The sequence below is a fragment of the Sphingobacterium puteale genome, from assembly GCF_003627955.1.
GTDB lineage: Bacteria > Bacteroidota > Bacteroidia > Sphingobacteriales > Sphingobacteriaceae > Sphingobacterium > Sphingobacterium puteale.
In genome coordinates, this window is record NZ_RBWS01000005.1 from 180249 (window position 1) to 205522 (window position 25274).

14 protein-coding genes are annotated in these 25274 nt (G+C 43.4%); 1 reads left to right on the forward strand and 13 read right to left on the reverse strand.

Translation table 11 applies throughout. From position 1 onward, the window contains the following. Nucleotides 1-65 precede the first annotated feature (65 nt). From D7322_RS06340 to D7322_RS06370, 7 genes are all read right to left on the reverse strand, one after another. Complete coding sequence (locus D7322_RS06340) at nucleotides 66-1907, reverse strand: alpha-L-fucosidase (RefSeq protein ID WP_121122387.1); 1842 nt, start codon at nucleotides 1905-1907, stop codon at nucleotides 66-68. Between the two features lie 53 nt (nucleotides 1908-1960). After that, nucleotides 1961-2926, reverse strand: a complete 966-nt coding sequence (locus D7322_RS06345) for an SGNH/GDSL hydrolase family protein (RefSeq protein WP_121122389.1) — start codon at nucleotides 2924-2926, stop codon at nucleotides 1961-1963. Nucleotides 2927-2955: 29 nt separating this feature from the next. Further along, entirely contained in the window at nucleotides 2956-5598 is a 2643-nt protein-coding gene (locus D7322_RS06350; protein ID WP_121122391.1) for an alpha-L-fucosidase, read from the reverse strand. 72 nt (nucleotides 5599-5670) lie between these two features. Further along, nucleotides 5671-7428, reverse strand: a complete 1758-nt coding sequence (locus D7322_RS06355) for a RagB/SusD family nutrient uptake outer membrane protein (protein ID WP_121122765.1) — start codon at nucleotides 7426-7428, stop codon at nucleotides 5671-5673. 23 nt (nucleotides 7429-7451) lie between these two features. Continuing rightward, nucleotides 7452-10988 (reverse strand): SusC/RagA family TonB-linked outer membrane protein, encoded by a 3537-nt coding sequence (locus D7322_RS06360; RefSeq protein WP_183078619.1) that lies wholly within the window; start codon nucleotides 10986-10988, stop codon nucleotides 7452-7454. 248 nt (nucleotides 10989-11236) lie between these two features. Further along, nucleotides 11237-12511 (reverse strand): FecR family protein, encoded by a 1275-nt coding sequence (locus tag D7322_RS06365; RefSeq protein ID WP_147430303.1) that lies wholly within the window; start codon nucleotides 12509-12511, stop codon nucleotides 11237-11239. A gap of 67 nt (nucleotides 12512-12578) precedes the next feature. Continuing rightward, complete coding sequence (locus D7322_RS06370) at nucleotides 12579-13178, reverse strand: RNA polymerase sigma-70 factor (protein ID WP_121122397.1); 600 nt, start codon at nucleotides 13176-13178, stop codon at nucleotides 12579-12581. 156 nt (nucleotides 13179-13334) lie between these two features. On the opposite strand from D7322_RS06370, the gene D7322_RS06375 reads away from it, so the two are divergent. Then, nucleotides 13335-14483, forward strand: coding sequence for an alginate lyase family protein (locus D7322_RS06375; RefSeq protein WP_121122399.1), 1149 nt, complete (start codon nucleotides 13335-13337; stop codon nucleotides 14481-14483). A gap of 62 nt (nucleotides 14484-14545) precedes the next feature. Here D7322_RS06375 and D7322_RS06380 read toward each other — a convergent pair whose 3' ends face one another. The 6 genes from D7322_RS06380 to D7322_RS06405 all read right to left on the reverse strand — a co-directional run bounded on the left by D7322_RS06380 (nucleotide 14546) and on the right by D7322_RS06405 (nucleotide 25111). Next, on the reverse strand, nucleotides 14546-16051 hold the full coding sequence (locus tag D7322_RS06380) for a glycoside hydrolase family 32 protein (RefSeq protein ID WP_220700024.1): 1506 nt from the start codon (nucleotides 16049-16051) through the stop codon (nucleotides 14546-14548). 61 nt (nucleotides 16052-16112) lie between these two features. Beyond that, the gene (locus tag D7322_RS06385; protein ID WP_121122403.1) at nucleotides 16113-17717 is read right to left on the reverse strand and encodes a glycoside hydrolase family 32 protein; all 1605 of its coding nucleotides are present in this window, start codon (nucleotides 17715-17717) and stop codon (nucleotides 16113-16115) included. 54 nt (nucleotides 17718-17771) lie between these two features. Next, nucleotides 17772-19457, reverse strand: coding sequence for a RagB/SusD family nutrient uptake outer membrane protein (locus D7322_RS06390; RefSeq protein WP_121122767.1), 1686 nt, complete (start codon nucleotides 19455-19457; stop codon nucleotides 17772-17774). A gap of 89 nt (nucleotides 19458-19546) precedes the next feature. Beyond that, on the reverse strand, nucleotides 19547-22672 hold the full coding sequence (locus D7322_RS06395) for a SusC/RagA family TonB-linked outer membrane protein (protein WP_121122405.1): 3126 nt from the start codon (nucleotides 22670-22672) through the stop codon (nucleotides 19547-19549). 74 nt (nucleotides 22673-22746) lie between these two features. Continuing rightward, nucleotides 22747-23703 (reverse strand): carbohydrate kinase family protein, encoded by a 957-nt coding sequence (locus tag D7322_RS06400; RefSeq protein ID WP_121122407.1) that lies wholly within the window; start codon nucleotides 23701-23703, stop codon nucleotides 22747-22749. 85 nt (nucleotides 23704-23788) lie between these two features. Further along, a complete protein-coding gene (locus D7322_RS06405; protein WP_121122409.1) occupies nucleotides 23789-25111 on the reverse strand; it encodes a sugar porter family MFS transporter in 1323 nt (440 codons plus the stop codon). Between the last annotated feature and the right edge of the window lie 163 nt (nucleotides 25112-25274).

A 25274-nucleotide genomic window follows, 5' to 3' on the forward strand; every position in this document is an offset into this window, starting at 1 on the left:
TTTAGGCTTTTGACTGCAAAATGGTTTAGCTATAAATGATTTGTTCAGGTTTTCCTAAAGATAGTTTATTCTTGAATCGGAACCAAGGTAATTGACGCAATCTCGGGCAGAGTGTCGCCTTCGATGGAAGTAGCTTGCAAAATCACTTTTGTACTGGGCTCGCCAATCACTTGCTGAGATACCTCTATGATTCCCATACTCATTTCCTTAAATTTATTTTCTTGTTCAGTTATAAATTCCCATGGAAGTTGCTGACCGAGCATCGAGAGCATAATTTTTCCTCGATGTTTATTGTTGGGCAGGTAATTAATGAGCACCTTATACTTACCGGGTTTTTGAATTTTGATATCCCAAAATACCCTGTCCTCAAGATCTTTCCATTGGCCGATAGCGTTTGGACGATTGGGATCATGGGTATGTGCACCAATTATTTTCAACCCCTCCCCTTCCTGTAGTTTTGCATTATTTGCGTTCATTACAATACGCCCATCTGCCTGTGTCTGGGTCAGACTTTCCTCTACAATTGGTTTTCCCTCTATTTCAACAACAATAACTTTCGGGCCTTTACCTTTATCAAAGGTATCGACAGGAATTACAGGTTTTCCATTCTCCGAAGCTGGTTTTATTTTTGTTTTGGGTGAAGCCAAAGTATAAGCAGCTGTCACCCGGTTTTTGATAGGCAGATCTATTTTTCCACTGGCAGGGCGGTCGAAGACATGCAGGTATAATTTACCGTTCTTTTGAGTGCAATAGCCCCAATCCAAGGCCTGAAAAGGACTGGCCGTTGTTCCGTATATCGCTTCACTATTGATCTTCATCCAATCACCGATCTGTTCCATAATCCGCACCGCAGGTTCGGGAATTGCTCCATCTCCATCCGGACCGACATTCAACAGAAAATTTCCGCCTTTACTTACCGTTTCTACAAATAATTGCATGATTTTGGGAAAGCTTTTCCAGTTTTGATCGTGAGCACTGTAACCGTAACTTTCATTCATGGTGTGGCTCACCTCCCAATACATGCCAGGTAGACCTGTCGGTGGAATATATTTCTCCGGAGTTCCGATATCACCGTTCTTATTTTCAAGTCCATTCCAAAATCGATTATTGATAATAATGTTGGGCTGCCATTTGATCAGGTCGGTCAGAATATGTTTTGTGCCCCAGGCTTCACCTTCATGCTGTTTGCTACTGAAATCGGGCCATAACATATCCAAGCGCCCATAATGTTGGGCAAGCTCTTTAATTTGACCATACAGATAGGCTTTATAGCGCTCATGATCAGGCTGGTGGTTATTCGTATTCGGGTTTAACTGAAATGCCTCATAAGAATCAGGATGCTGCCAATCCAACAGCGAATAATAAGCACCTACCTTCATTCCCTCCCGGCGGAAAGCTTCCATAATTTCGCGGTAAAGATCCCTTCCCTTTGGGGATAAATTTGCCGTACCCGTTACGTCATTGTTCAGGGCAAAAGGCTGTTGGCTATTGAATAGACTAAAACCTTCGTGGTGTCGGGAGGTCAGCACCATATACTTCATGCCCGTTTTTTTCGCAAGACGCGCCCAGGAGCGTGGATCAAAAGAACGTAATGCAAATTTTGGTTTCAGCACTTCAGCATACTGCTTACTAGGAATTTTACCCCAAGTCTGAATCCATTCGGCATAATGTTGTGGATATTGCTTTCCCTCAAAAGAACCTCCTGCTGCACTGTATAAGCCCCAATGGATAAATAGTCCAAAACGGGCTTCCTTAAACCATTCCATGCGCTTATCTTGAGTCTCTTGCCAACCAGCCGCACCTTCATAAGGTGGCGACTTGGTCTGTGAAATTGCGCCTTCATTCATGCACAGCAACATTCCCACTGCGGCTGCACACTTCCACTTAAAAAAATTGATTTTCATCATGATATAGATTTATACATAAAAGTTCACTTATTCGGAGGGCAAGCTATCGCCGATCAGAAACCCAAGGCTTTAATTTCATCCTGAATAGCAGCATATGCTTTGCTTGCATCTTCCATTGGAATTCCCTTGGATAGTCCTGGTCGTTTATGGCCTGTATAGGTCAGCCATGCGTCTTTCATCATCGTCTGCCTTTTCAAAACAAGCGTATATAACTGGCGAAGTTTTGGCTGATTGCGCAAATTGTCATCCCATGTGCTTTCAATCGGGAAATCAGGCATCAGCTGCTGTACAATTTCCTTAGCCATTAGCCAATGCCCCAACTCTCCAGGGTGCACCCCATCTGCGGCCAGCTTAAACTGAGCGTCTTTCTCGATCCTAGCTTCCAAGTAACGACGCATGCGAAAATGGAGGTCTATGATTTCCCAGGACTGCATTTTTGCATAGCCGATAAGCCATTCGGCATAGCGATCCAATACTTTATTGTAGCCATCGAGCCGAAGCTGCGGATCATCATGTACTGGGGGTGTCATCCATATCATGCGTTTGACGCCCTGATCAACCAAGCATTTGTGCAAACGAATAATTCCATCTTTATAAGCTTCAAAACGGGCGGAATCAAAAGGAAGATAAATGCCGTCATTCATACCATAACAGACGAAAACAACATCAGGCTTGATTTTATCAATCACGTTGTCCAAACGATCAAATAGACAGGGGCGTGGAAATTTTCCATCAGCATGATTCGGTTCGCTGAGTCCAGAAACGGTCTCACTTGGTAGGCCCGAATTAATAAACTGAGGTTTCCCTTTCGGGCGACTGCTCAGCAGCAGACTTTCGGTCATAGCGACGTATTGCCCAGCGTAGGTAATGCTATTGCCCAAAAAGAGCACTTTTTGCCCATCGCCCCAGCTAAAAATATCCGTTTTTTTCTGCCCAATAGCTTGCCCATACCATATACTAAAGCAGAGCAAAAATGGCAAAAAGCGTATTTTTTTTGTTTTTAATAATAAATTCAACATCGTTATAATTGATAAAGCTAATAGCTGGATTAGCCTAGTTTTATTTTTAGCGCATAGCCCAAGCTGCTGTTTTGTATCTTCTTGGGTAATTTCAATTGCAGTCCATGGTTATCCTGTTGGAAATCGATTCGACCAAACCCTAAAATTTCCACGGATTTCACTTTAGCCTTATTTTGGTTCAGGGACTGTACCTTGACGATTCCATCTTTGGGTACTACAAGAGCCATGGCATAGACAAAATCTTTCTTTTGTGTAAACCAAAAATCTGAGGCAGTAAATGCTGCTTTAAATCCCTCTTTTTCCCGTTGTTCGGTGTCTGTTATCCGAATTATTGTCGGTCCCTCGTGTGCGATGGTCCAAGGCGATGTCCCATAAACAGCTTCAGCATTGAGCCGCAACCATTTCCCTAAGATAGCAAGATTTTTCTTTACTGGTGTGGCGACATTTCCTTGTGCGTCGGGACCAATATTGAGCATATAATTACCCCCTTTGCTGACAATTTCCAAGAGCCAATACCGTAATTCATCCACATCTTTCCAATCATGATCATAAGATTTATAGCCCCAGGAATGGTTGAATGTCCCGATTGCTTCCCAAGGTTTGGTAAAATGTTCCGAAAGATCGGGAATCCGATTATCGCCCGGAATGGCATAATCGCCCATCCCATTACCGATCCGTTCGGAGACAATGATATTCGGATTGAGGTCATACACTGTTTTGTAAAAGCGAAAGCTCTGTTCGGCAGTCATCAATCCGGGCATGTCGAACCAGATATATTTTAATTTTTTGAAACGCTGTAAGATTTCCTTCACCTGCGGAATTGCTTTTTTATTCAGATAGGAAGCAAAGGAATTGGTACTGGGGTCCCAAAGGTTTGCCCCAAAGGCATCAGTTTTTTTGTTGAGCATATCATGCTGTGCTTTCGTAACGGCATATTGCGCGTCACTGCCGTCTTTCCAATCAATATTATGGGAGTAATAAACACCAAAATCAAGTTTATGCCGAAGACAAGCATCATAAAGTTCCTGAATGATATCGCGTTTAAAGGGCGTAGCCTGCTCACTATTGAATGAACTAACCATTGAACCATAGAGGGCAAATCCGTCGTGATGTTTGCTCGTCACAACAAGATACTTCATCCCTGCATCCTTAGCCATTTTAACAATTTTATCGGCATCAAAAGATTGCGGGGAGAATTGATCCGCTAATTTGGCATAGGTAGACCGAGGAATTTTTGCAACCAGTTGAATCCATTCGGCAACGCTCGGGCTACCCAAATCTTCCATTTTTTGCCCATTCCATATCCCTGCCGGAATAGCATACAGCCCCCAATGGATAAATAGGCCAAATTTCTGCTGCTGAAAATCTTTTAATGCTCTTGTCTTCTGTCTATTCATCTCCTGCCATTGCTTCATCAATTGCGTAAGCCGGTGGCTTCGCTTGTTCCAACGCATCAATGCTTCTAAATAATAATAGTCTGCATATACCAAGGGTACATCGATCTCCCCTTTATGCGGAATACTGCCCACACTATGCTTCAAGACAAATAGGCCATTTGCTCCAACCTCACTGGAGTACTTTGGCGAACCCAATGAGCGCAAGATTATCTCGGCCACATCCAAATATTCCTGCTGTTGTCCAGTTTCCATATAGTCAACCAGTTCCAGCAATGCCGAAGCAGTGACCGCCGCTGCCGACGCATCCCGTGGAATAGTCTCAAAATCTGCTTTGCGATAATTCCAGTTTGGGACAAATCCAGCTTGATTTACATCGAAATCCCATTGTGGCACCTTATCTTGAGGCAGGCGCGGATGCTTTATATAAAACTCAGCCATTTTTTGTGCAGCCTGTAAAAACTTAGGATCCTTCGTTTCACGGTACATCACAACAAACCCATACAATCCCCAGGCTTGCCCTCTAGCCCAAGCGGAATTGTCCGAAAAACCTTGCGCGGTCTCTTTGCTCAATACAGCGCCTGTGTTGGGGTCATAGGCAACGACATGATAAGAGCTAAAATCTGGACGATATTGGTTTTTTAGCGTTGTCTCCGCATGCCGAATGGCAGCATTACGGTAAATGGGATCCCCGGACAACTTGGAGGCAAGAAAAAGCAACTCCAGGTTCATCATATTGTCAATAATGACCGGAAACTCATAGGTATGTTTACCGTCCCAGGAAGGAAATACGTCCCATGATTTAATAGCACCTACCTTGGGATTGAACCGTGTCAGCAAGGATTTAGCACTCTGGATTAAAATCGCTTTGAACGTTGTATCTCCAGTAAGCCGATAAGCATTTCCATAACTACAATTCATGACAAAACCAATATCGTGGTGATTGGTATTGAATTGATTTTGACGTAATGAATTCGTCCATTTTAATGCTACGTCCCGCCATTTATCGTCACCGGTATAGTCAAAAACATACCAGAGACAGCCCGGCCAAAAACCGCCGGTCCAATCTCGGATATCCGTAAAAGTTGTTTTCCCGTTGCGATCTGCCGAACGTGGATACTTACTCATGTCCTTATGATCTTGATACAGTAATGCATACTGTCGTTCGGCTAAATCGAATCCTTTTTTTACGATATCACTTGTATCTGCATGCAGAAGAAAAGGATAAAAAAAGGTCAAAAAATAAATAACGTATAGGTTATATTTAAAAACAATCATATTTAGGTTTATTTTACATGAAACCGGGGATAGCTCCAAATAGCCCCACTCCCCGGTTTTATTTCACAAAAACTAGTCGATCCACCCCGGATTCTGCACCAAGTTCACGTTCATCTGTATTTCGGAGGTAGGAATAGGCCATACAGTCAAGAAATCACCCTTATAGCTGTAATTCCCAACATTTGTTCCCCAAACCTGCTTACGTCCATTCCCTGCTTGAAACACCTTCTCTTTCCAGGTTCCCCAGCGCAGTTCGTCGAAGTAATTGATTCCTTCATTCGGGAACTCCACACGACGTTCATTGCGAATACGCAGCCGTAAGTCATCCTTGCCCCCAACAGCCGTTGCAGTATTTGAATTTAACAGCGCGACACCAGCCCGTTGCCGTACTTCGTTGACTTTTGCAATAGCCTCATTCAATTTCCCATCTTCATTTAATGCTTCAGCCCACATCAGCAATACGTCGGCATAGCGAAAAATCGGAAAATCAATGGGGCCATAGTTACGATCCACGATCTCATTGACTCCTTCCGCAACAAATTTTCGGTAGAAATAAAAGAAATTGATCTGTGTATCACTCTGAATATCGCCATCTGCCTGTGCCTGTCCACGAAACGGCCAGCGCATAAACTGAAGGCTTTCCACATTGGTAAAATTATAGGCGCCCCTAAAAGTCGAATAGGGTGTCACCACATTGGCCTGCAAACGAGGATCACGATTTTCATAAGCTTTTTTGATACGCTCCTCGTTACCTTGTGGCAGGTATAGGCTCATCTTTGCTCCTCTCAACGCCGCTGCAGCCTTCTCAGCCTCCGTGAGGTTGTTGCGTAGAAAAAAAACTTCCCGTTCATTTTCAGTTAAACTACTGTATCCGGGAATGATTTTATCCCATTCAAATTTAGAACCGTCAGTATTTTCATAGAGATCGACCAAATGTGGTGAAGGCATGTAATAATTCCAGCCCCTTGAATAGACTGAGGGCCAACCGCAAAACAATTGCATATTATTTCCATAGCCTGACTCACTCCGATGCTGAATGGAAAAAATCATCTCAGGACATTGCTCATTGGCTTCCTTAAACAAAGCTTTATAATCGCCGAAGAGTGTATGGCCAGCATCTTTTACTTTTTGAAAATCAGCGGCAGCCTTTGCCCAATCTTTTCGATAGAGATAAACTTTACCCCGCAAGGCATAAGCCGCTGCCTTTGTTGCATGTCCGTAATTCGCATTGCCCGCGGGATAACGATCCGGAAAATTAGTTTCCGCAATACAATCGTTCAAGTCAGCCAATATTTGATTCCAGACCTCTTCTTCAGAACTACGCCCTTTGATGGCCTCGGCCGCCGTAAAAGGCTCAAGATAAATAGGTACTCCTTTATAGAGTTGATTGAGTCGAAAGTAAAAGTAAGCGCGTAGAAATTTAGCTTCGGCTATATATTTCGCTTTTTTTTCTGCTGTTGAAGGCGACTTTATGGGAATATTTTTCAAAGCATCGTTTGCCCGCTGAATACCTTCGTATTGGATCTTCCAGACATTCATAAATAAGGGATCGCCAGCAGTGATGGTACCCGTTAATAGGGGTTCATCAAAACGTGCTTGCCCAGTATAGGAGAAACGGTCAAACTGATAGAGTTCATAAGGTGAGATCAGTCCGCTATGCCCCATTAAGAGTCGAAAGGAACTATAGATCCCCGCAACGCCCAAATCTGTTAAATTATCGGTTGTCCACATCGTTGCAGTGGAGACCGATGAATATGGAGAGGTATCCAAAAGATCTTTTTTACACCCCACTATACTTGTTAGCAATACAATCGCCAGAATTTTTTTCATCTTTTTCATTGTTCTCATTCGGATTAAAAGGTAAGATTTAGACCAAGTGAATATTGGCGCATCGTTGGGTAGTTTACAACAGAAGAGTTGATCAACGATGGATCGTTGCTTGCCGGCCCAATTTCCGGATCCAGTCCCGGGAACTTGGTCCATGTCAGCAAGTTTTCGCCAGCTAAATAAATCCGGAGTTTAGCGATCGAGAAACGGCTCGCTAAGCTTTCAGGAAGGGTGTAGCCCAACTGAAGATTTCTCAGTTTCACAAAAGAAGCATTATACAGGTAATAATCGCTGGTACGTCCATTCTGTGCGTCAGTCACGCCTTTTAAGCGTGGGTAATAACCATCTATCCGATTGTTGGGATCCGAGGGATTCGCGGCATTATAATAATAATGGTCGTTAGCGACCAATGCCGGTACGGACTTACCTTGGGCGACGATGGATGAATTGAGATAAAGTTCATTCCAATAATACGACATGCCTGAAGAAGCCGACCAGATCATTGACGCATCAAATCCTTTATAGGCCATATTGATACTAAGGCCATAATTGAATGCCGGTGTTGCCCTTTTGCCCATAAACTTTTGGTCATACACATTCCCATAAATACCATCTCCGTTCATATCGGAATAAATCAAATCACCATACCAAATCTTGGTAGGATCTATACCATCGGCAGGCTGGAATGAATAACCCGCGGCCACCATGGCCTTTAACCAGGCCATATCCTGTTCGGTACGGATCATACCATCGCGCGGTCCGCCATTTTTATCAACGGAACCATCCGTTAGAAAATGGTTTCCTGATCCTCTGTACACATTATACAAGTAGAATTCATTGATTTCGTGCCCTTCCAGAATCCGTTGGTTTACACCATTGGAAACCATGCCGATATTTGACTGATAAACCCGATTACCGGCGGCATCAGTTACATAACCCTCCGACAATGCTCCTTTATATTTTTCTACCCGATTTGTATTATAGGCAAAGTTGGCTGATACGCCATATTTAAAATCGTTAATTTTATCTTGGTATCCCAGGGTCAATTCAATTCCCCGTTTGCTGACTTCAGCAATATTCATCGTTGCTGCTGTAGCAGTCCCTGTTGTCGCTGGAATGGTCGGGACATATAAAATTCCATCCGTGTAAGCGCGATAGGCGTCAAACTCGACTGTCAATTTATTTTTCAATGCTGTCGCTGTAAAGCCAACATTTGTCGTGGTGGTCGTTTCCCAGTGTAACAGATCATTTCCTAATTTGGTCTGCGCCAAACCACGGACGGCCTGATTATTGAATGAGTAATTTACAGCACCATACGACGGAAGGTGATCGTAATTACCCGGAGATGCATTATTTCCGGTTTTCCCCCAGGAGGCTCTTAGCCGCAAATCATTCAGAAAGGATTTGAGCGGACTCATAAAAGATTCCTCCGAAATACGCCATCCCGCGGAGAAGGCCGGGAAGAAGCCCCAACGTTTGGCGGTTCCAAAGCGTGATGATCCATCGTACCGTAACACCGCTTCGGCCAGGTATTTATTATCGTAAGCATAATTGGCGCGGCCAAAAAAGGACCGCAAACCGTAATCAAGCTCATCACCTGTGATGGAACTCATTGTTGTGGCCGAATTAAATGTCGTCAAATCGGGATGCACGAGCCCCAGTTTTGCCGCATCTATATTATATTGGTTGAAATACTGTTCATTATAGCCCAAGATACCGCCTACATCGTGTTTACCAAAAGATCCTGAATAACGTAATACATTATCAATAATCACATTGTAGCTCTTGGTAAGGCCATATTGGGTTGTAATTTGTCCCGACGAAAGCGCTGCTGTACTCAATTTGTTGGTTGCAAAATTCCATTTTTCATAAGGCACCTGATGGGAGTTGGTTTCGGTATACGCATAATTGTAATTTACCTTAGATTCAAACTCCAACCCCTTCATTAAATTTAACTTTGCAAATATTGTGGTGTTGAATCGGTTGACCTGGTTCTTCCCTCCCATTCCATTTAGAAAAGCTAGGGCATTGTTTGCGGTTGCCGATTCTTCGGCGGCAGCCGGAAAACCATAAGCGCCATTGTAATAAGGATAAACTCCGGGCACCGTTTGGGTCAGGTAGGAATATGCAGTGACCACATCAGCCACACTCAAATTCTGCATATCGCCAAAGGTCTGGGTGCCTACAGTCAAAAACTTGGCAACTTTCGACTGTAAGTTTATACGCATCCGGATCTTGTCCGCACCAGTTTCGGGCATCGTCCCGGGATTGTTGAAATAGCCTACTGAAAAGAGGTATTGTGTATGCTCATTGCCACCATTTAAGGAAAGATTGTGGTTTTGTAAAAGTTTGCGTTGTCCAAAAAGCACATCGCCCCAATTGGTATTCGGATAAGCAACTTCATTGGGAATACCAAATTCGGTTAACCCCGTCGGATTTCTCTTCGCTTCTTCCCAGAGATTGATCGTTGCATCGGTATAAACAGCAGCCTGTCCCAAATTCTTGAAACCTTCATTGACAAGGCGCATATGCTGCGCATAATCGGTAATAAATTCGGGCACATTATTGGGTCGAAGCATCGAAATCATGCCCGTATAGGACACATTATTTTTCCCTTTGGCACCTTTTTTTGTCGTAATTAAAATAACGCCATTCGAACCCAAGGATCCATAAATTGCTGCCGTCGCCGCGTCTTTTAAAATCGAAATCGATTCCACATCGTTGGGATTGACAGCATCCATGGAACCTACGATACCATCGATCACCACCAAGGGTGACGTATTGTTTAGTGTTCCCTTTCCACGAATAAGGATATTAGCGCCGTCTGCCCCCGGTTTTCCTGTTGTGGTCTGTACATTCACGCCGGCCGCAAGTCCAGCCAAGGAAGACGTGAGCGTGGACGTTGACCGGTTTTCCACTGAACTTCCACTCACGGTTGATACAGCGCCAATCACATTTGCGCGTTTCTGGCTTCCGTACCCCACAACCACAACCTCGTCCAGACCGTTCACCTCCTCCTGAAGCACAATACTTAATTCGTCATTTCCAGTGACACTTTTTTCCAAACGCTGGTAGCCCACATTCGAAAATACTAAGATGCCATTCGTCGCAGGCAACTGAATGGTGAACCTTCCCTCTTGGTCCGTGATCGTGGAAATATTAGTTCCTTTCACCATAATAGTGGCTCCTACGACAGCCTGTCCCTTACCATTCACGACTTTACCGCCAATGCTCCGCTGTAGAATTTCTTTGCGGTCGGTATTTAGCAGCTTTCTTTTGGGTTTTATTACGATTACCTCGTCTTTTTTGACCCACTCTAGATTCAGTGGTGTTACAATGGCATTTAGCGCATCTTCCAATTTGGCATGTTGTATATTGACAGATAAACGAGTCTGGGCCAAGGACTTGCCATTTAAGAAAAAATTAAACCCGCTTTGTTTTTGGATATCGCGCATTACCTGATTTAAGGTCACATGCTTAGCGGTTAAGTTTATGGTCTGCGCATTTCCCTCAGCAAACAGTTGCATGGTGGTCAGCAAGGAAATGAGTACGATCAATTTCATAATCAGTATACTTCGTAAAGTTAAACTCCACGGGTGTAGCCTAACAAATGGATAAAAAATCATATGTTTGTACGGTTTGTATTTATTTATAAATGGTTATCAAAAATTTGCCCTCGGGCAACACTTGTAAGTATATGCATCCAATTTAAGGCAGTGCCCCCCAGCACTGCCCTTTTTGTATTGCTTATACCTTTCCCCAGCTCAAGAGGAGTCTATAGTCATTTCTTTTTTCATCAATATTTAAGGTTTTATTGCAATGGTGTCACCAATAAGATATTTTTTTCCTGACTTTTGCTCAACTCAAAATGTACCCCACCTTCTTCCAATACTTCGAGTACTTCCCGGAGTGGCTTGCTTCGTTTTATACGACCATAGAAATGCGTTTGCGGCACTTCGGCTTTGTAACTCACTTCTACATTATACCAGCGCCCAATCTGCTGCAATGCATCCGACAGCGGTGTTTCGTCAAAATAAAACAAGCCATCTTTCCAGGCTGTGAACGGCGCCGTATCTACATTTGCAACTTGTATATTTCCACTATTAGTATTAATCGATTGCTGACCGGGTTGAAGGTATATCGCCTGTGAAGCGCGATTATCGTTTGATAATTTGACCTTACCTGTGATTAAGGTTGTTTTAATCGCCGTATTTTCCGGATAAGCATTTACATTAAACGCAGTCCCAAGCACCTCAATTTCCTGTCCTTTACTCAGCACTTTGAAAGGTCGTGAACTATCTTTGGTCACCTCAAAAAAAGCTTCGCCCAGCAGGATAACTCTTCGTTCATTTTTGGCAAAGCTCATCGGGTATTTTAAAGAAGAGGCCGCATTGAGCCACACTTTTGTACCGTCAGGTAAAGTAATCTGGTACATCCCGCCCAGCGGTGTGGTTAACTCCAACATAACCTTGCTCGGATCTACTGTCATCCCCTGTTTACCTAATGTGGCGGCAGCAATAGATTTCCCATTTTCGTAAGTAATACTTTCGCCCATAACAATCCCAGATGCATGTTTATCGAGCTCCAGAAGTGTACCGTCCGCCAAACGAAGTGTTGCACGGTTTCCGCCAGGCTGTGCGATATCCTTCCTTGTATCCTGTATCCCAGCCAGGTTGCTATCCACGTGAACAGGACTCGTCTGCTGCCGCTGGAATACCATTGAAAAAACAAAGAGCAGTAGACAAGCCGCAGCAGTCCAGTAGGGCCATCGTATAGAAAATATGGTTTTCTTTTGCATCGGCGACATACTTTCTGCATCCATATCCGATATCTCATCGCTATCTTCGGTCCCCCGCTGAATTTGCTCTTTGATGTTTTCAAGCATTATTTTCTGCCTGGATTGGCTCATTTTCTCTACAGAAGAAGGCTGCAGTAAATTAGCGACTATGGCTTGGTCGATGGCATCCTGATCATGGATATCAGCAGTAGAAAGCGCGTGCTGTAGCCATTCGATCTCCTCAAGCGAACAGTTCCCTTCTTTATATTTTTGAAGTAATTGGTCTATTTTAGATTTATTGGTCTCCACGCTATGTGTATTTTTAAAGTAAATACACACAGCGTGGAATAAAGGTCTGCTCTAGAAAAAATTTTTTTTACTGCGCAGAATGGAGAAGCAGAAGCAGTAACAAAGCTGAGAAACCATTGTCCTGCATTGCACCGCTTCGGATAAACTTATTTGCCTTGACAATATGGTCACGAACAGTAGCAATAGAAATACCCATTTCTTCTGCAATCTCCTGATAGCTTTTACCTTCCAGCTTAGATAGCCTGAATATTTTTTGGCGTTGTTTGGGCAATCTGCTCAACAAGTCTTCTACCAAGGCCATGGCCTCCTTTGAATCCAGCACTTTATCAATGGTATTCTCGGATTCCGATGCCCCATAGGCGAGCTGGATCTCAGATTCCATCTCCAATTTCAGCCTTCGTTTGAAATTAAAAGTAATATTACGCGAACAGGTAAACAGAAATGCTGCGAAAGATTGCTCAGGATCTATCTTTGACCTATTTTCCCAAATACGTAGAAAAACATCCTGAAGTAAATCTTCAGCGCTAGTTTCATCTTTTAGAAACTTAAGAATATTGGCGTAAATAATCTGGCTATAGCGATGATACAAAATATCAAAGGCCTGCATATCTCCATGATGGAGTTGGCACAAGAGTTCCTTCTCAAGCAGATTTTCATCGATGTCCATAATTGATTATTCTAGGCATGAAGTTAATTACTTCGCTGCAATAATTCAAATCAAATTTCTGAATCCCAGTAAACTTGTGGTATTTTTTTCTTAATTTGCAGCAGCTAATCCCCCCATAGCTGCGTAATCAATCCATAAACGTATCGATTTAAAACCATGCAAAATTTCATCTATTTATTTTCTGGCCTCTATGTCCGAACTGCCCAATTTTTAAAAATGGGATTGACTTTGTTCCTAGCGGGCCTGTTTATCTCACCTTCACATGTGCATGCCCAATCCTTAATGCATCCAATTCCCCAGATCAATGATGTCAAATCCCAAATCAGCAAAAAGTCCGAACCGGTGTATACTGCATACAAGCAGTTGATTATGCTGGCCGACTCCCTTTTATTGACCGACCATCATGCTGTCGAAGATTTTAGCGTACCGGGCTTCTACAGCGATAAAGAAGGCCAGCGTGCCATGGCAAAAAAACTCTATGCGGATGCTTTTGCGGCCTATTGTACCGCCTTAGCCTATACAATAAACGGTGAGCAGAAATATGCATCCAAGGCCCTATATTTCATCAACTCCTGGGCCACGATCAATAAAAAATATTCTGATTTTGACGGACCCGTTGTACTTTCTTATGCTGGTGCCGGATTAATGATCGCGGCTGAATTACTTAAAAACGATCCTCTTTGGACGAAGAACGACCATGATCATTTCAAAACCTGGACTGTCAAGGTCTATCAAAAAGCGACACATTTCTTGCGCGAAAGACCAAATAATATTGCGGATTGGGCAAGATTTGCTAATCTACTTTCGGCAAATTTTCTTGATGACCAAAAAGAGCTTTCTTTTACAGTAGCCTTAATCAAGGCTGATCTTTTTGAAAAGATCGCAGCGGATGGCCATCTTATTGAAGAAGTAAAACGGGGTGAGAAAGGTTTATGGTATACGTACTTTTCTTTGGCTCCATTGACAGCCTCCATGTGGTGCATATACAACGCCACCGGAGAAAACCTTTTTGCAGCAACAAAGGATGGAAAATCAATCAAGCGGGCTATAGACTACTTATTTTATTACAATCAACATCCAACAGCATGGCCCTGGTTTAAGAATCCTGATGTTGACACTCCGGACAGGACAGCAGGAGTCTGGCCTTCCAATCTATTTGAAGCCATGAAGGATATTTATCATACACCTGAATTTGATTCGTACCTCTCAATTTATCGTCCAATAGCTTACAAAAAAAATCATTTTGCGTGGACCTTCCCGACACTAATGCCGGCACACTTGCATCCGGACAATACGACCAAGTAACGCATGGAATAAAGCGATCCTTGTCATGACAAAGGATCGCTTTAATTGCACAAAACCAGCGCTTATTTTTTAAACTCAGCAATGCTTAACTCTCGAAATTCCAGCTTTTTATCCCCGACGACACGAATTTTGGTTATTGGCTTATTCGGAAAAAATAAGCTGGTCATTACCGTCAGTCCGCCATCTGCAAAAAGCTCCACAGAGCTCACATCAACATACAAGCTAAAAGACAAAGTTCCATTATTCAGTAGGCGTTGCGCCAAAGCCGTTTTAGCGAATTCCGAATTGAAAGACACTTTGCCGGACTTAGCACGATCGATGTAATATGCATTTTGGTCTTCACGATAACCAATGACCACTTCGTCACCAGATTCATTCGATAAGATCACTTTAAAAGCCTGCTGTTCCAACTTCTTGAGGTCCAAACGGTACGCTTGTGGGAGGTGTTCCTCGAATGAGACTTCCTTCGCTCCGCCGCCATGGTATTTTTTTAAAGGCCGAAATGCAGTTTCAATTTCTTTGGGCACAGTACTCGCGACGTAGAAAGACTGTCCAACTTTTTCCAAGGATAAAACACGGGGTATGGTTGTTGAGGAACGCCATCCTGTCGTAGGCACCTCATTAGCATATTGCCAATTGCTCATCCAACCAATCATCAGAGGTCTATCGCCTATATTGCTCCAGGTTACACCAGCATAGTTATCCGGTCCCCAGTCTAACCATTTAATTGCTGTATCGTCAGCTTTGAATTGCTTTCCATCAAAATCACCGACAAAATATTGCGTTACCGACCCCCCATTGGGTCCTCCAGGATTTATGCTCACCAATAGAGCCCATTTCGTCTCGCCTTTGTATTTCATTGAGATAAGGTCAGGACATTCCCAGACTCCGCCATGTGCACCCACCTCCTTACCAAATTCGCTTTCCTTATTCCATTCCTTTAAGTTTTTAGATGAATAGAAAGTAATGCAATCCTTGGTTGCTAAAGTCATGATCCAACGCTGACTATGCGCATGCCACATTACTTTTGGATCTCTGAAATCCCATATTCCCGGATTAGGCAGCACTGGATTCCCCTTATACTTTGTCCAGGTAGCACCCTCATCCAGACTATACGCCAAACTTTGATTTTCATGTAATCCTGTTTTCCGATCCTCTTCCTGATGATTATGATGGGTAAAAATAGCGACCATCGCACCTTTTCCAAAACCGGCTGTATTATCCTGATCAATTACAGCACTTCCCGAGAAAATAGTTCCTAAACTATCCGGATATAAGGCAATCTTTTTTTCATCCCAATGAAGCAGATCTTTGCTGGTCGCATGCCCCCAATGCATAGGCCCCCAGACTGGTTTCTCGGGGTTATGCTGAAAAAAGAGGTGATAATTCCCGTTGATATATACCATGCCATTCGGGTCGTTCATCCAGCCCTGCTTGGGCGCAAAATGGTAGATCGGGCGGTATTTTTCCTCTGTATCTTTTATTTCTTTCGAACCAACTTGCGCGAATGCTGTACTCGTTATACCTGCAAGAAGCAGCATAGTTCCATATTTCTTTATTCTATTCATAGCTCATTTAGTTTATATCATTTTAGGTTATTTATGTCTGTCCATAAAATAGTGATAATTTTTATGATTTCTCGACTTTCATCGTATTGACTTTAATGGTACCCTGATCAGCATAAATCGTCCATGGATTATGCTCCATTTTATAAATACGATTGGTAAAAGCGACATTATTATTAACATAGACCACACAGATAGATTTTTCGATGACAATTTTTACGTCAAAACGTTTATCGGCAGGTATGATCAACGGCGTAAAGTTAAGTTCTGTTTTTCCAGCTGTTCCCACAAGACTGAGTTCCCGATGCATAAAGAGCGAAGGCATGCCCCAGCGATTTGCAGAAGTTAGGTCGAAGGCAATACTATACAACTCAGAAGGATTGTCACAAGCACCAAAAGTGAATCCAAAGTGGTCAGATTGCGAAGCATCTATCGTCATTGATATTTTAACAGCGGTTTTGTTCCGGTTGAATTGTGCATAGCTCCTCCGATTGGACTGCGCTGTTATACGATATGTTTTATTATTTTCTGAAACATTTCCAACGGCATTCAGTTTTTCAAACAACAGCTCCTTATTAAACTTATTGTCCACAGCATCGGGAATAACCGGATATAACCTCCCTGTCGGCCCCTGCAGCAGCCTGTGCGTAATTAAGCTTCCAGACCAGGGCAGTTCATTATTAGTATTGATGGTCTGCCCTGTAGAGCACCAACCCGATAGGTAGCGCGCTGTTCCATCACTGGCTGTCTTGCCAGCATAGAGGTATAAGCCATCAAAAGTTTCATGATGGCCGTTTTCATCTCTACATATTTTCCAGGGGCCATCGGGTGAATCAGCAATGCGGTAAAAAGTCTTGCGATGCGCGTCCCGGTTGATCCGGGAGAATGTTAAATACCATTTGTCACCCATTTTAAATAGATCTGGACACTCCAGTATTTCTGCATCCGTTTCAATCTGATACATCCCTACAGCTTGTGCATCTGTCGCTACAATGGGTGTTATACTAGACCAATTATTCAGATCTGCAGATATATATCGTGCAATAGCACCCTTGCCATCCTTACGCGTCGTCACCAACATCACATAACTGCCGCGAGTTTCGTCCCAATAGACATGAGGATCCCGAAAATTGTTTTGGTCATAACCCGGAGCGGCCTGTATTGTCCAGGCGGACTGCTTTGTCCAGTTCAGTAAATCTGTCGAAGTCGCGATCATCACTTTTTCGGCCGGATTCAGGTTGCCATTATGCCCCGTATAAAAACAAAAATAGGTCTGATCCTTTTTAATAAAGCTGCCTGTTCCTATCCATTCATCCTGACTTCCCATAACCCCAGCAGGCAATACTTCTGTAAAACCATCAAATGTGGCGTAATCGCTGGTTTTGGTCACCTGAATCGGATGGCGATTGGCATTTTCGTAGAGATAAAACAAATAATAATTTTTATCATCGGCATTGTAATACGGCATGGGATCTCCGACAAATCCTTCTTGTGGCTTATAAAAAGTCTGAAACAGACCGGCTTCCTGTACCGAAGTACAGGAAGTAGACCGATCTACTGCTATTGGATCACTCGGCTTATCGAGAGACAAGCTTTGATCAACACTTTTACAATTTGTCAGCAACGCCATCAAGCATAGCACCGGAATTAAATATAATTTTGTTCTCATTTAGGATCTCAATAATACCATTATACATATTGTTCTGCCCATTCCTACAGTGTTTTAATATCCTGGGTTTTGTTTATAGAGGTACTTGCTCAATCTGATCTGTGCTTCGGGAATAGGCAAATACTCATTCTTATCTGCCGTAAAATGAGCTACAGCATAATAAGAACGCCGTGACTTCTCCGTTTCATAATACGCATTCATGGTTTGATCCGCAATTCCCCAGCGTACCAGATCGAAGAATCGGCCATTTTCCATCGCCAATTCCAAACGGCGTTCCCAACGTAAAGCCTTCCGTGCATTTTCCTCATTCCATATGATATTGTCACCATTTTTATACGTTTCGATCAGCATTTTATCTGTAGCATACCCCGTCATTGTGGCACTATTTTTTGCACGCAGACGTACTTGGTTGATCAGAGGTAAGGCTTCGGCCGAACGATGCGATTCTATAAGTGCTTCGGCACGCATTAGCAAGACATCGGCCACACGCAGCACAATACGATTTTTCGTATTCGCAAAAAAGGGAGCCATTGGTACAAAACAATCACAATCAGGATCAACGTTCTCTTTCAGCGAAGCATAGACCGAATAGTCTGCCGGATTACGATTCCAGCTCTCTTGATAGGTGCGTTTGGTATTGTATTTATAAGGCAGTCCCGGAATCGCTACGGTGTGAAATAACCTGGGATCATATTTTTCTGAAGCGTTGAACGTATTTAAAGTATTATAGTTATCAAGGGGTACCCCCTTTCCTGTCGTGCGAAATGCATTCACCAAGCTCTGACTAGGTTTATTAAAATCGCAGCAGCCCACACCCATTGGCACAGAGAGCACATCCGAGAAATTCACACGGCCAAACTTAGTTCCATCATCTTTTGAAAATTGAACTGAAAAAATTGCTTCTGTACCGTTCTCATATTTCCCGGGCAAAAAGTTGAAAGCGAAGTCCGCTTCAAGTACATGATTTGAGGAAAGTACAATGTCTGTATTTTCCAACACTTTATTCAGATCGTCCGAACTAATTCCTGTTACGGCGTGTCGCTCGGCATTGTCCTGACGATAAGCTTTATACAAGTATGTTTTCGCAAGATAGGCAGCAGCTGCAATTCGGTTGGCACGACCAATTGCCGTTTGCGCGGTCGGCAAATGATCTACCGCGTACTGAAAGTCATCGACAATTTTTTGCCAGAGTGCATCGTTGCTCAACGCTCGATTTGATACCGTTTCATAATTGTCTATTGGCACATTTTCATCGATATAGGGTACATACTTAAAGAGCGTCTTAAGCATAAAATAGAAGTGCCCCCGCAGGAACCTTGCTTCGGCCAATTTTCCCTCCTTCCCTTCAAAACCATTCATTTCCTGAATCGTTTTGATCGTCGTATTGGCACGTGAAATGGCTACATACAGCTGAAACCATAGTTTATCCAACTCCGCAAAATTGGTCGTAATATTGCTGGATACCTCCAAAAAATGGAACGTTTGAATATCCTGCGGCCCCGAACCACCTTTGTACGCGTCATCAGACCTTACTGTACCATAAGGCCAGAGGCTAAAAGGTACATCATAATGGTCATTGCCCAAAGCGGCATATGTAGCCGTCAGTAATCTTTCAGGTTCCTTTACCTGGTCGGAGCTGAGTACAGCATTGGGGGTCTGCTCCAGAAACTTGGTACATCCGGAAAGTAGACCGGTTGACAGCATCATTATTATCGCTAGTTTATTGGTTATTTTTTTCATTGGAATTCTATTTATTAACATGCTCCATATGGATGTATGATTCTTTTGGTTATTTTGTCCATTATTTAAGGATTCCCGGTTTCTTTTTGCTAAAAGCCAATATTTACTCCCGCAGTCCATGTCGTAGGGATAGGATAGCCCCAGCCTACATTCTCCGGATCTACACCTGTAAAATTCTTCGATTTGACAGTAAACAGATTCTGTCCCGTAAGGTAGACGCGTAACCGGTTCATCCGCAAACGAGAAGCGGTTGCTGCGGGTAACGTGTATCCAATAGACAGGTTTCGAAGTTTCATATAGGATCCGTTTTCAATAAAGTAATTGGACAGTCGGCCTTCATCATTATTGTTTGTCGTCTGCAATGCTGGAATTGTCGAAGTTGGATTCTGCGGTGTCCAAGCATTGAGCAGGCGCACGCCCTTGTTGGAATTTACATCATCTACACTCCAAAAATCAGTCTGTTTTTTCAGCCAATTTTCAACATCTATCCCCTGTACCCCCTGAAAATAGGCTGAAAGGTCGAAGCCCTTATATTTCAGTGCGATATTCAAACTATAGGAAAAATCAGGGTGTGGGTTTCCGATCCAAGTACGGTCCATGTCTGTAATTTGCTGATCTGCATCGTATACATTTACGTAGCGCAATCGCCCAATCCCTTTCCCCGTTTGGTTGACATGATTGTCAACATCCATCTGATTTTGAAAGATTCCATCGGTTAAATAACCATAAAACGAACCCAACGGTCTACCAATAATATTATCCCCCTGGCGTCCACCGTAGGAGTTTTCCACGGCTACAGGCAAGTGAGTTACCTTGTTTTTATACGACGATAAGACAGCAGTCACATCATAATCCAAACCAAAAGCGGTCTTATTGCGGTACCCCACAGTAAAATCCAGGCCTTTGTTTTCCATCGAGGCCCCATTGGCCCAGCGATAACCACCCTCACCTACAACACCAATATAGGCGGGATTAATCAGCATATCTTTCGTTGCTTTGACATACCAATCAACCGACCCGTAAAGACTTTGGCCAAACAGCGTGAAGTCCAAACCGATATTGGTTTGTGTCGTAGTTTCCCACTTTAGGTCGTTGTTTTCTGTCTGAATTTTCCGGTATCCCGAAGGTAAGATTCCGGTTCCCGAACCCGAAAGATCATAAGCAGTACCGTCGACGATATTCCATGTTGGGTCACCGATCCCATACTCAGGCACAAAAAGTGCATAAGTCGCTAGATTGCCAATTCCCTGATTACCAGTCTGCCCCCAGCCCACACGTAATTTAAGATCAGAAATGTAATCTTTGGTATTCGCCATAAAACGTTCGGATGAAATCCGCCAGCCCGCTGTTACGGCCGGAAAAGTTGCAAAGCGGTTATTTTTGCCAAAACGGGAAGAGCCGTCATGTCTCACTGTAAAGGAAGCCAAATAACGGTCATCAAAAGAATAGTTTGCCTTTCCGAAATAAGAGAGGAGCGAAAAGCCTGTCGAGGTACCACCGACGGCAGCAATTCCAGTGCTCACGCCAGGCCACATATACTCAGGCGTTTCGATCGAAAAAGACCCATCGCCACCGGTATATGCATTAAAATTAATATCATTCTGACGATTCATTTCAACACCAGCCAATAGGTCTATCGTATGATTAGCAATCTCTTTTCGGTAGGTTGCCGTATTCGACCAAGTCCATTTCATTCCATGTGACTGTTCCATATTAACAGCACTTCTATCGCTGCTCATAAAACCCGAACGGTAGGAAACTTGCAGGTTACGTTTATAATAATTACCATAATCTATCCCATAGCTTGTCCGGAGATGCAAGTCTTTAATAAGCTGCAAATCGGCATAGACATTCCCAAATAACCGCCAATAGTTGTATTTATTATTTCTGTTGTCATGCAGCAGGCGTACCGGATTATGGCGATCGTTCATTCCCAGCGCTGGACCGCCCCAACCAATGCCGTCAACAGTATGTACCGGTATGATAGGCAATGCTTTCAGGGATAGATCAAGCACATCTCCGGGTACCTGTACTTCACCTGTATTGTTCACCGTAAAATTCTCCCCAACAACCAGTTTACCATCAAAAAGTTTGTAATCGGCATTCATCCGAGCTGATATGCGCTGGAAATCTGTATAACGAAGAGTACCATCATTACGCAGATAACCCAAGGAGAAGTATGAACTCGACTTATCCGTCGCCGAACTCAAAGTGGCATTATAGGATTGGAGCAGACCTGGTTTGGAAACTTCATCGAACCAATCGGTATCCGCGGCATACATAGTATGCTCACGATCGATATATTGTGGTATAACGACCTTGTTCAGCTGTGGCAGACCATTGGCGTCATTGTTCCACTCAAACTGATAGCCAATATTATTGCTGTTTGGATTACCACCGCTATTAATCGTAGCCTGCCATAGCGCCTGTCCATACTGCTGGGCATTAAGGACTTTCATGCGGTTGTTAAAATGTGTGCTGGTTGCATAGACATCAACCGTAAGTTTTGTTGCGCCGGGTTTTCCTCTTTTGGTTGTAATCACGATAACGCCATTTGCTGCGCGTGATCCATAGATACTTGCTGATGAGGCATCTTTCAGGACTTGAATGCTCTCGATGTCGTTAGCATTAAGCTCATGCATTCCACCCTGTGTAGGTACGCCATCGATGACATAGAGTGGATCTTGGCTACTGTTGATCGAACTGATACCGCGCATCCGTACCGTGGCAGCTCCGCTGGGACTACCGTCAGAGGTTACCGTCATACCTGCTACGCGTCCCTGAAGTGCTTTCATTGGATTATTTTCAGGCGCTTTCATCATTTCTGTCACATTGACGACGCTTACCGCCCCAGTCAGGTCCTTCTTGCGCTCGGTCTGGTAGCCTGTAACAACCACTTCGTCAAGTCCCTTTTCGGTGCTGATCAATCGGATATCCAGAAATTTCCGATCACCCAATTGCATAGTCTGAGGTTCATAGCCTACATAGGTTATTTCCAAAGTACCTTTGTTACCCGATACCTGCAACACAAATTCCCCTTTTTCATTCGATTTGGTTGCCTGAGTGGTGCCCTTGACCACTAATGACGCTCCAGCGATAGGAGCTGCTGTTCCGCTGTCCGAAATCCGCCCCCGAATTTCTGTCTGCTGCGCGAAAGCAGCTACCGAAAAGAGCGCCAAAGACGGGAGCAACATCACTTGCTGTCTTGTAAACATAATTGGTTATTATAAGTAGATTATTAATTAGATTATTTGTCTTGTTGTTGGTTATTTTATTTTGTCATAAACAGCTATTGTTTCAGCTTTAGGTCGCTATCGCGAAAGATTGGATTCAGCCAATGGAAGCGGTTGATATCTTCAGGACTGTAGGCGGGGCATGCACCGCTGCTCTGCGTCACAAAACCACTGAGCGTAGCAGCAAATTCCAGTACTTCCTCAAGTTGAACACCATCCTGCATCTGAAACCTCTTGGCCAGAAAAGCTGCCAAAAAGGAATCCCCGCTCCCAATCGTATCTTCTACCTGAACCTTCAATGCCGGAAAATGGTAACTTATATTGTCTCTTTTAAAATGATACACTGCTCCGTCTGCACCATACGTTACTATAGCTTCCTGAATTGCAAAACGTTCCATGATTAGATCTACACGCTGCTGATCAGTAGAGGTAGCTGTAGCACCATTCCAGTCCGAAATAATGTGCAGTTCCTCCGCATTCATTTTCACAAAATCAGCGTATTTTAAAAGGCTATGTATTTTTTCAGGACCGAAATATGGAGCGCGCAAATTGACATCCATCACGCGGAAACGTGCTTTTTCCAGTAACAACAACAAGCTTTGAAAACTTACCTCATCCCGACAGGCTAAACTGCCGTATACCAAAAAGTCTACGGCCGCAACCGCTTCCAGCACAACAGTATCCACCGCTATTCTATCCCAAGCAACAGGATAAACGATTTCGTATTGTACATTGCGTTCCGCATCAATCGTAACCTCGACCGTTGAGGTGGGTAAACTGTCGTCAAACTGAAAAAATGTTGTCGGAACTCCCAGTTGCTCACACGCAGAAAGCAGTTCATCTCCATTTTCATCACGCCCTATGCGTGTCAGCATACGCGTCACAACACCTAGTTTATTCAGGTGATACGCTACATTCAAAGGAGCGCCACCCAGTTTTTTGCCTGTAGGTAGATTGTCCCAAAGAACCTCTCCAAAACAAATACCCTGTATTGATTTATCTCCGTTTCTCATATTTACTCTTTTTTATACGCGCTTTGGCTGAGTGCCAAAACAGTGTACCGAATTGATTATTTTAATTTCCCTTACAAATACCTATTTAATGCAGATTGATGGTCTGCCCCATATCTTCCAAAGACCGTCCTTTTGTCTCGGGCATAAATTTCACTACATAAATAAGCTGCAATACCATAAACAGGGCAAACATCAGAAAGGTGCCACCACCGCCAAGAATCTCCGTCAGTGCTGGAAAACAAAAAGTGATAATTGCTGCCATCACCCAATGCGTCAGGCTACCAAATGTCTGCCCTTTGGCCCTTACATCATTTGGAAAAATTTCGGAAATAAACACCCAGATCACTGCTCCCTGCGAGAAGGCGAAAAAAGCGATAAAACTCATCAGGTAAATGGTAATGGCGAATCCTGTTGTCTGTTCGGTGTAGAAAGCCTGCGAGACCAATGCTAGCGATACGATCAAACCCAGAGAACCCACAAGCATCAATTTTTTGCGGCCTACCTTATCAATAAAATTGATCGCCACCAAGGTGAAAATAAAATTGATTACCCCGATACCGACTGTGGATAGCAGCGAACTCTGCGAGCCGAGGCCAGCCATCTCAAAGACACGCGGCGCATAATAAATAATCGCATTGATACCCGAAAGCTGGTTGAATAGCGCAAAACAGAGGGCTAACAAAATCGGTTTGGCATTTTCACGTATAAATAATTTACCTTCGCCCGCCATCTTATCATTGGATTCCTGAATTTTCTCGATTTCAAGCTCGTAATCTTCAGAATTTATTCTTTTCATGATCTTCGTTGCTTCGGACAAATTATTTTTATGCAATAACAGCCACCTCGGACTTTCGGGAATAAAGAAGATCAATATAAAGAACAAGAGCGACGGAAAGCATTGCACACCCAGCATCCAGCGCCAGGATTCTTCTCCCAATTGTCCGATAAAATAGTTGGATAAGTAGGCAATCAGAATTCCCAATACCACATTAAACTGAAAGAGGCCCACCAACTTGCCTCTTGAAGCCGCAGGGGAAATTTCCGAAATGTAAATTGGCGCCGTCACCGAAGACACACCGACCCCGATTCCCCCCAAAAAACGGAATAAAATAAATACAGTCCAGTCATTCGCCAATGCGCTCCCAATGGCGGAAATAAAATAAAGTGCCGCCACAGCAAATAATGTATTCTTCCGACCAAGCTTATCCGAAGGCAACGCCCCCAATGCAGCACCGACAACAGTACCTATTAAGGCAATAGCCATTGTAAGCCCATGCTGAAACTCGCTTAGATGCCAATGCTCCTGTACTGCCTTTTCAGCTCCAGAAATCACTGCTGTATCAAAGCCAAATAAGAATCCGCCTAATGCCACTACAAATGACCAGGCTAATACGGTATTTTTGTTCATGTTTTCCCTATAATTGATTAACTCAAATTTAACCCAGGATTCATGCTAACTTAAATTTGGACACAGCAAAAACATATATTTATGTAACATTTTAAAAAACACAATAAACCTTTATATATCAATAATTTACAATAAAACAATCTTTTAAAACTGTTAGTTTTTA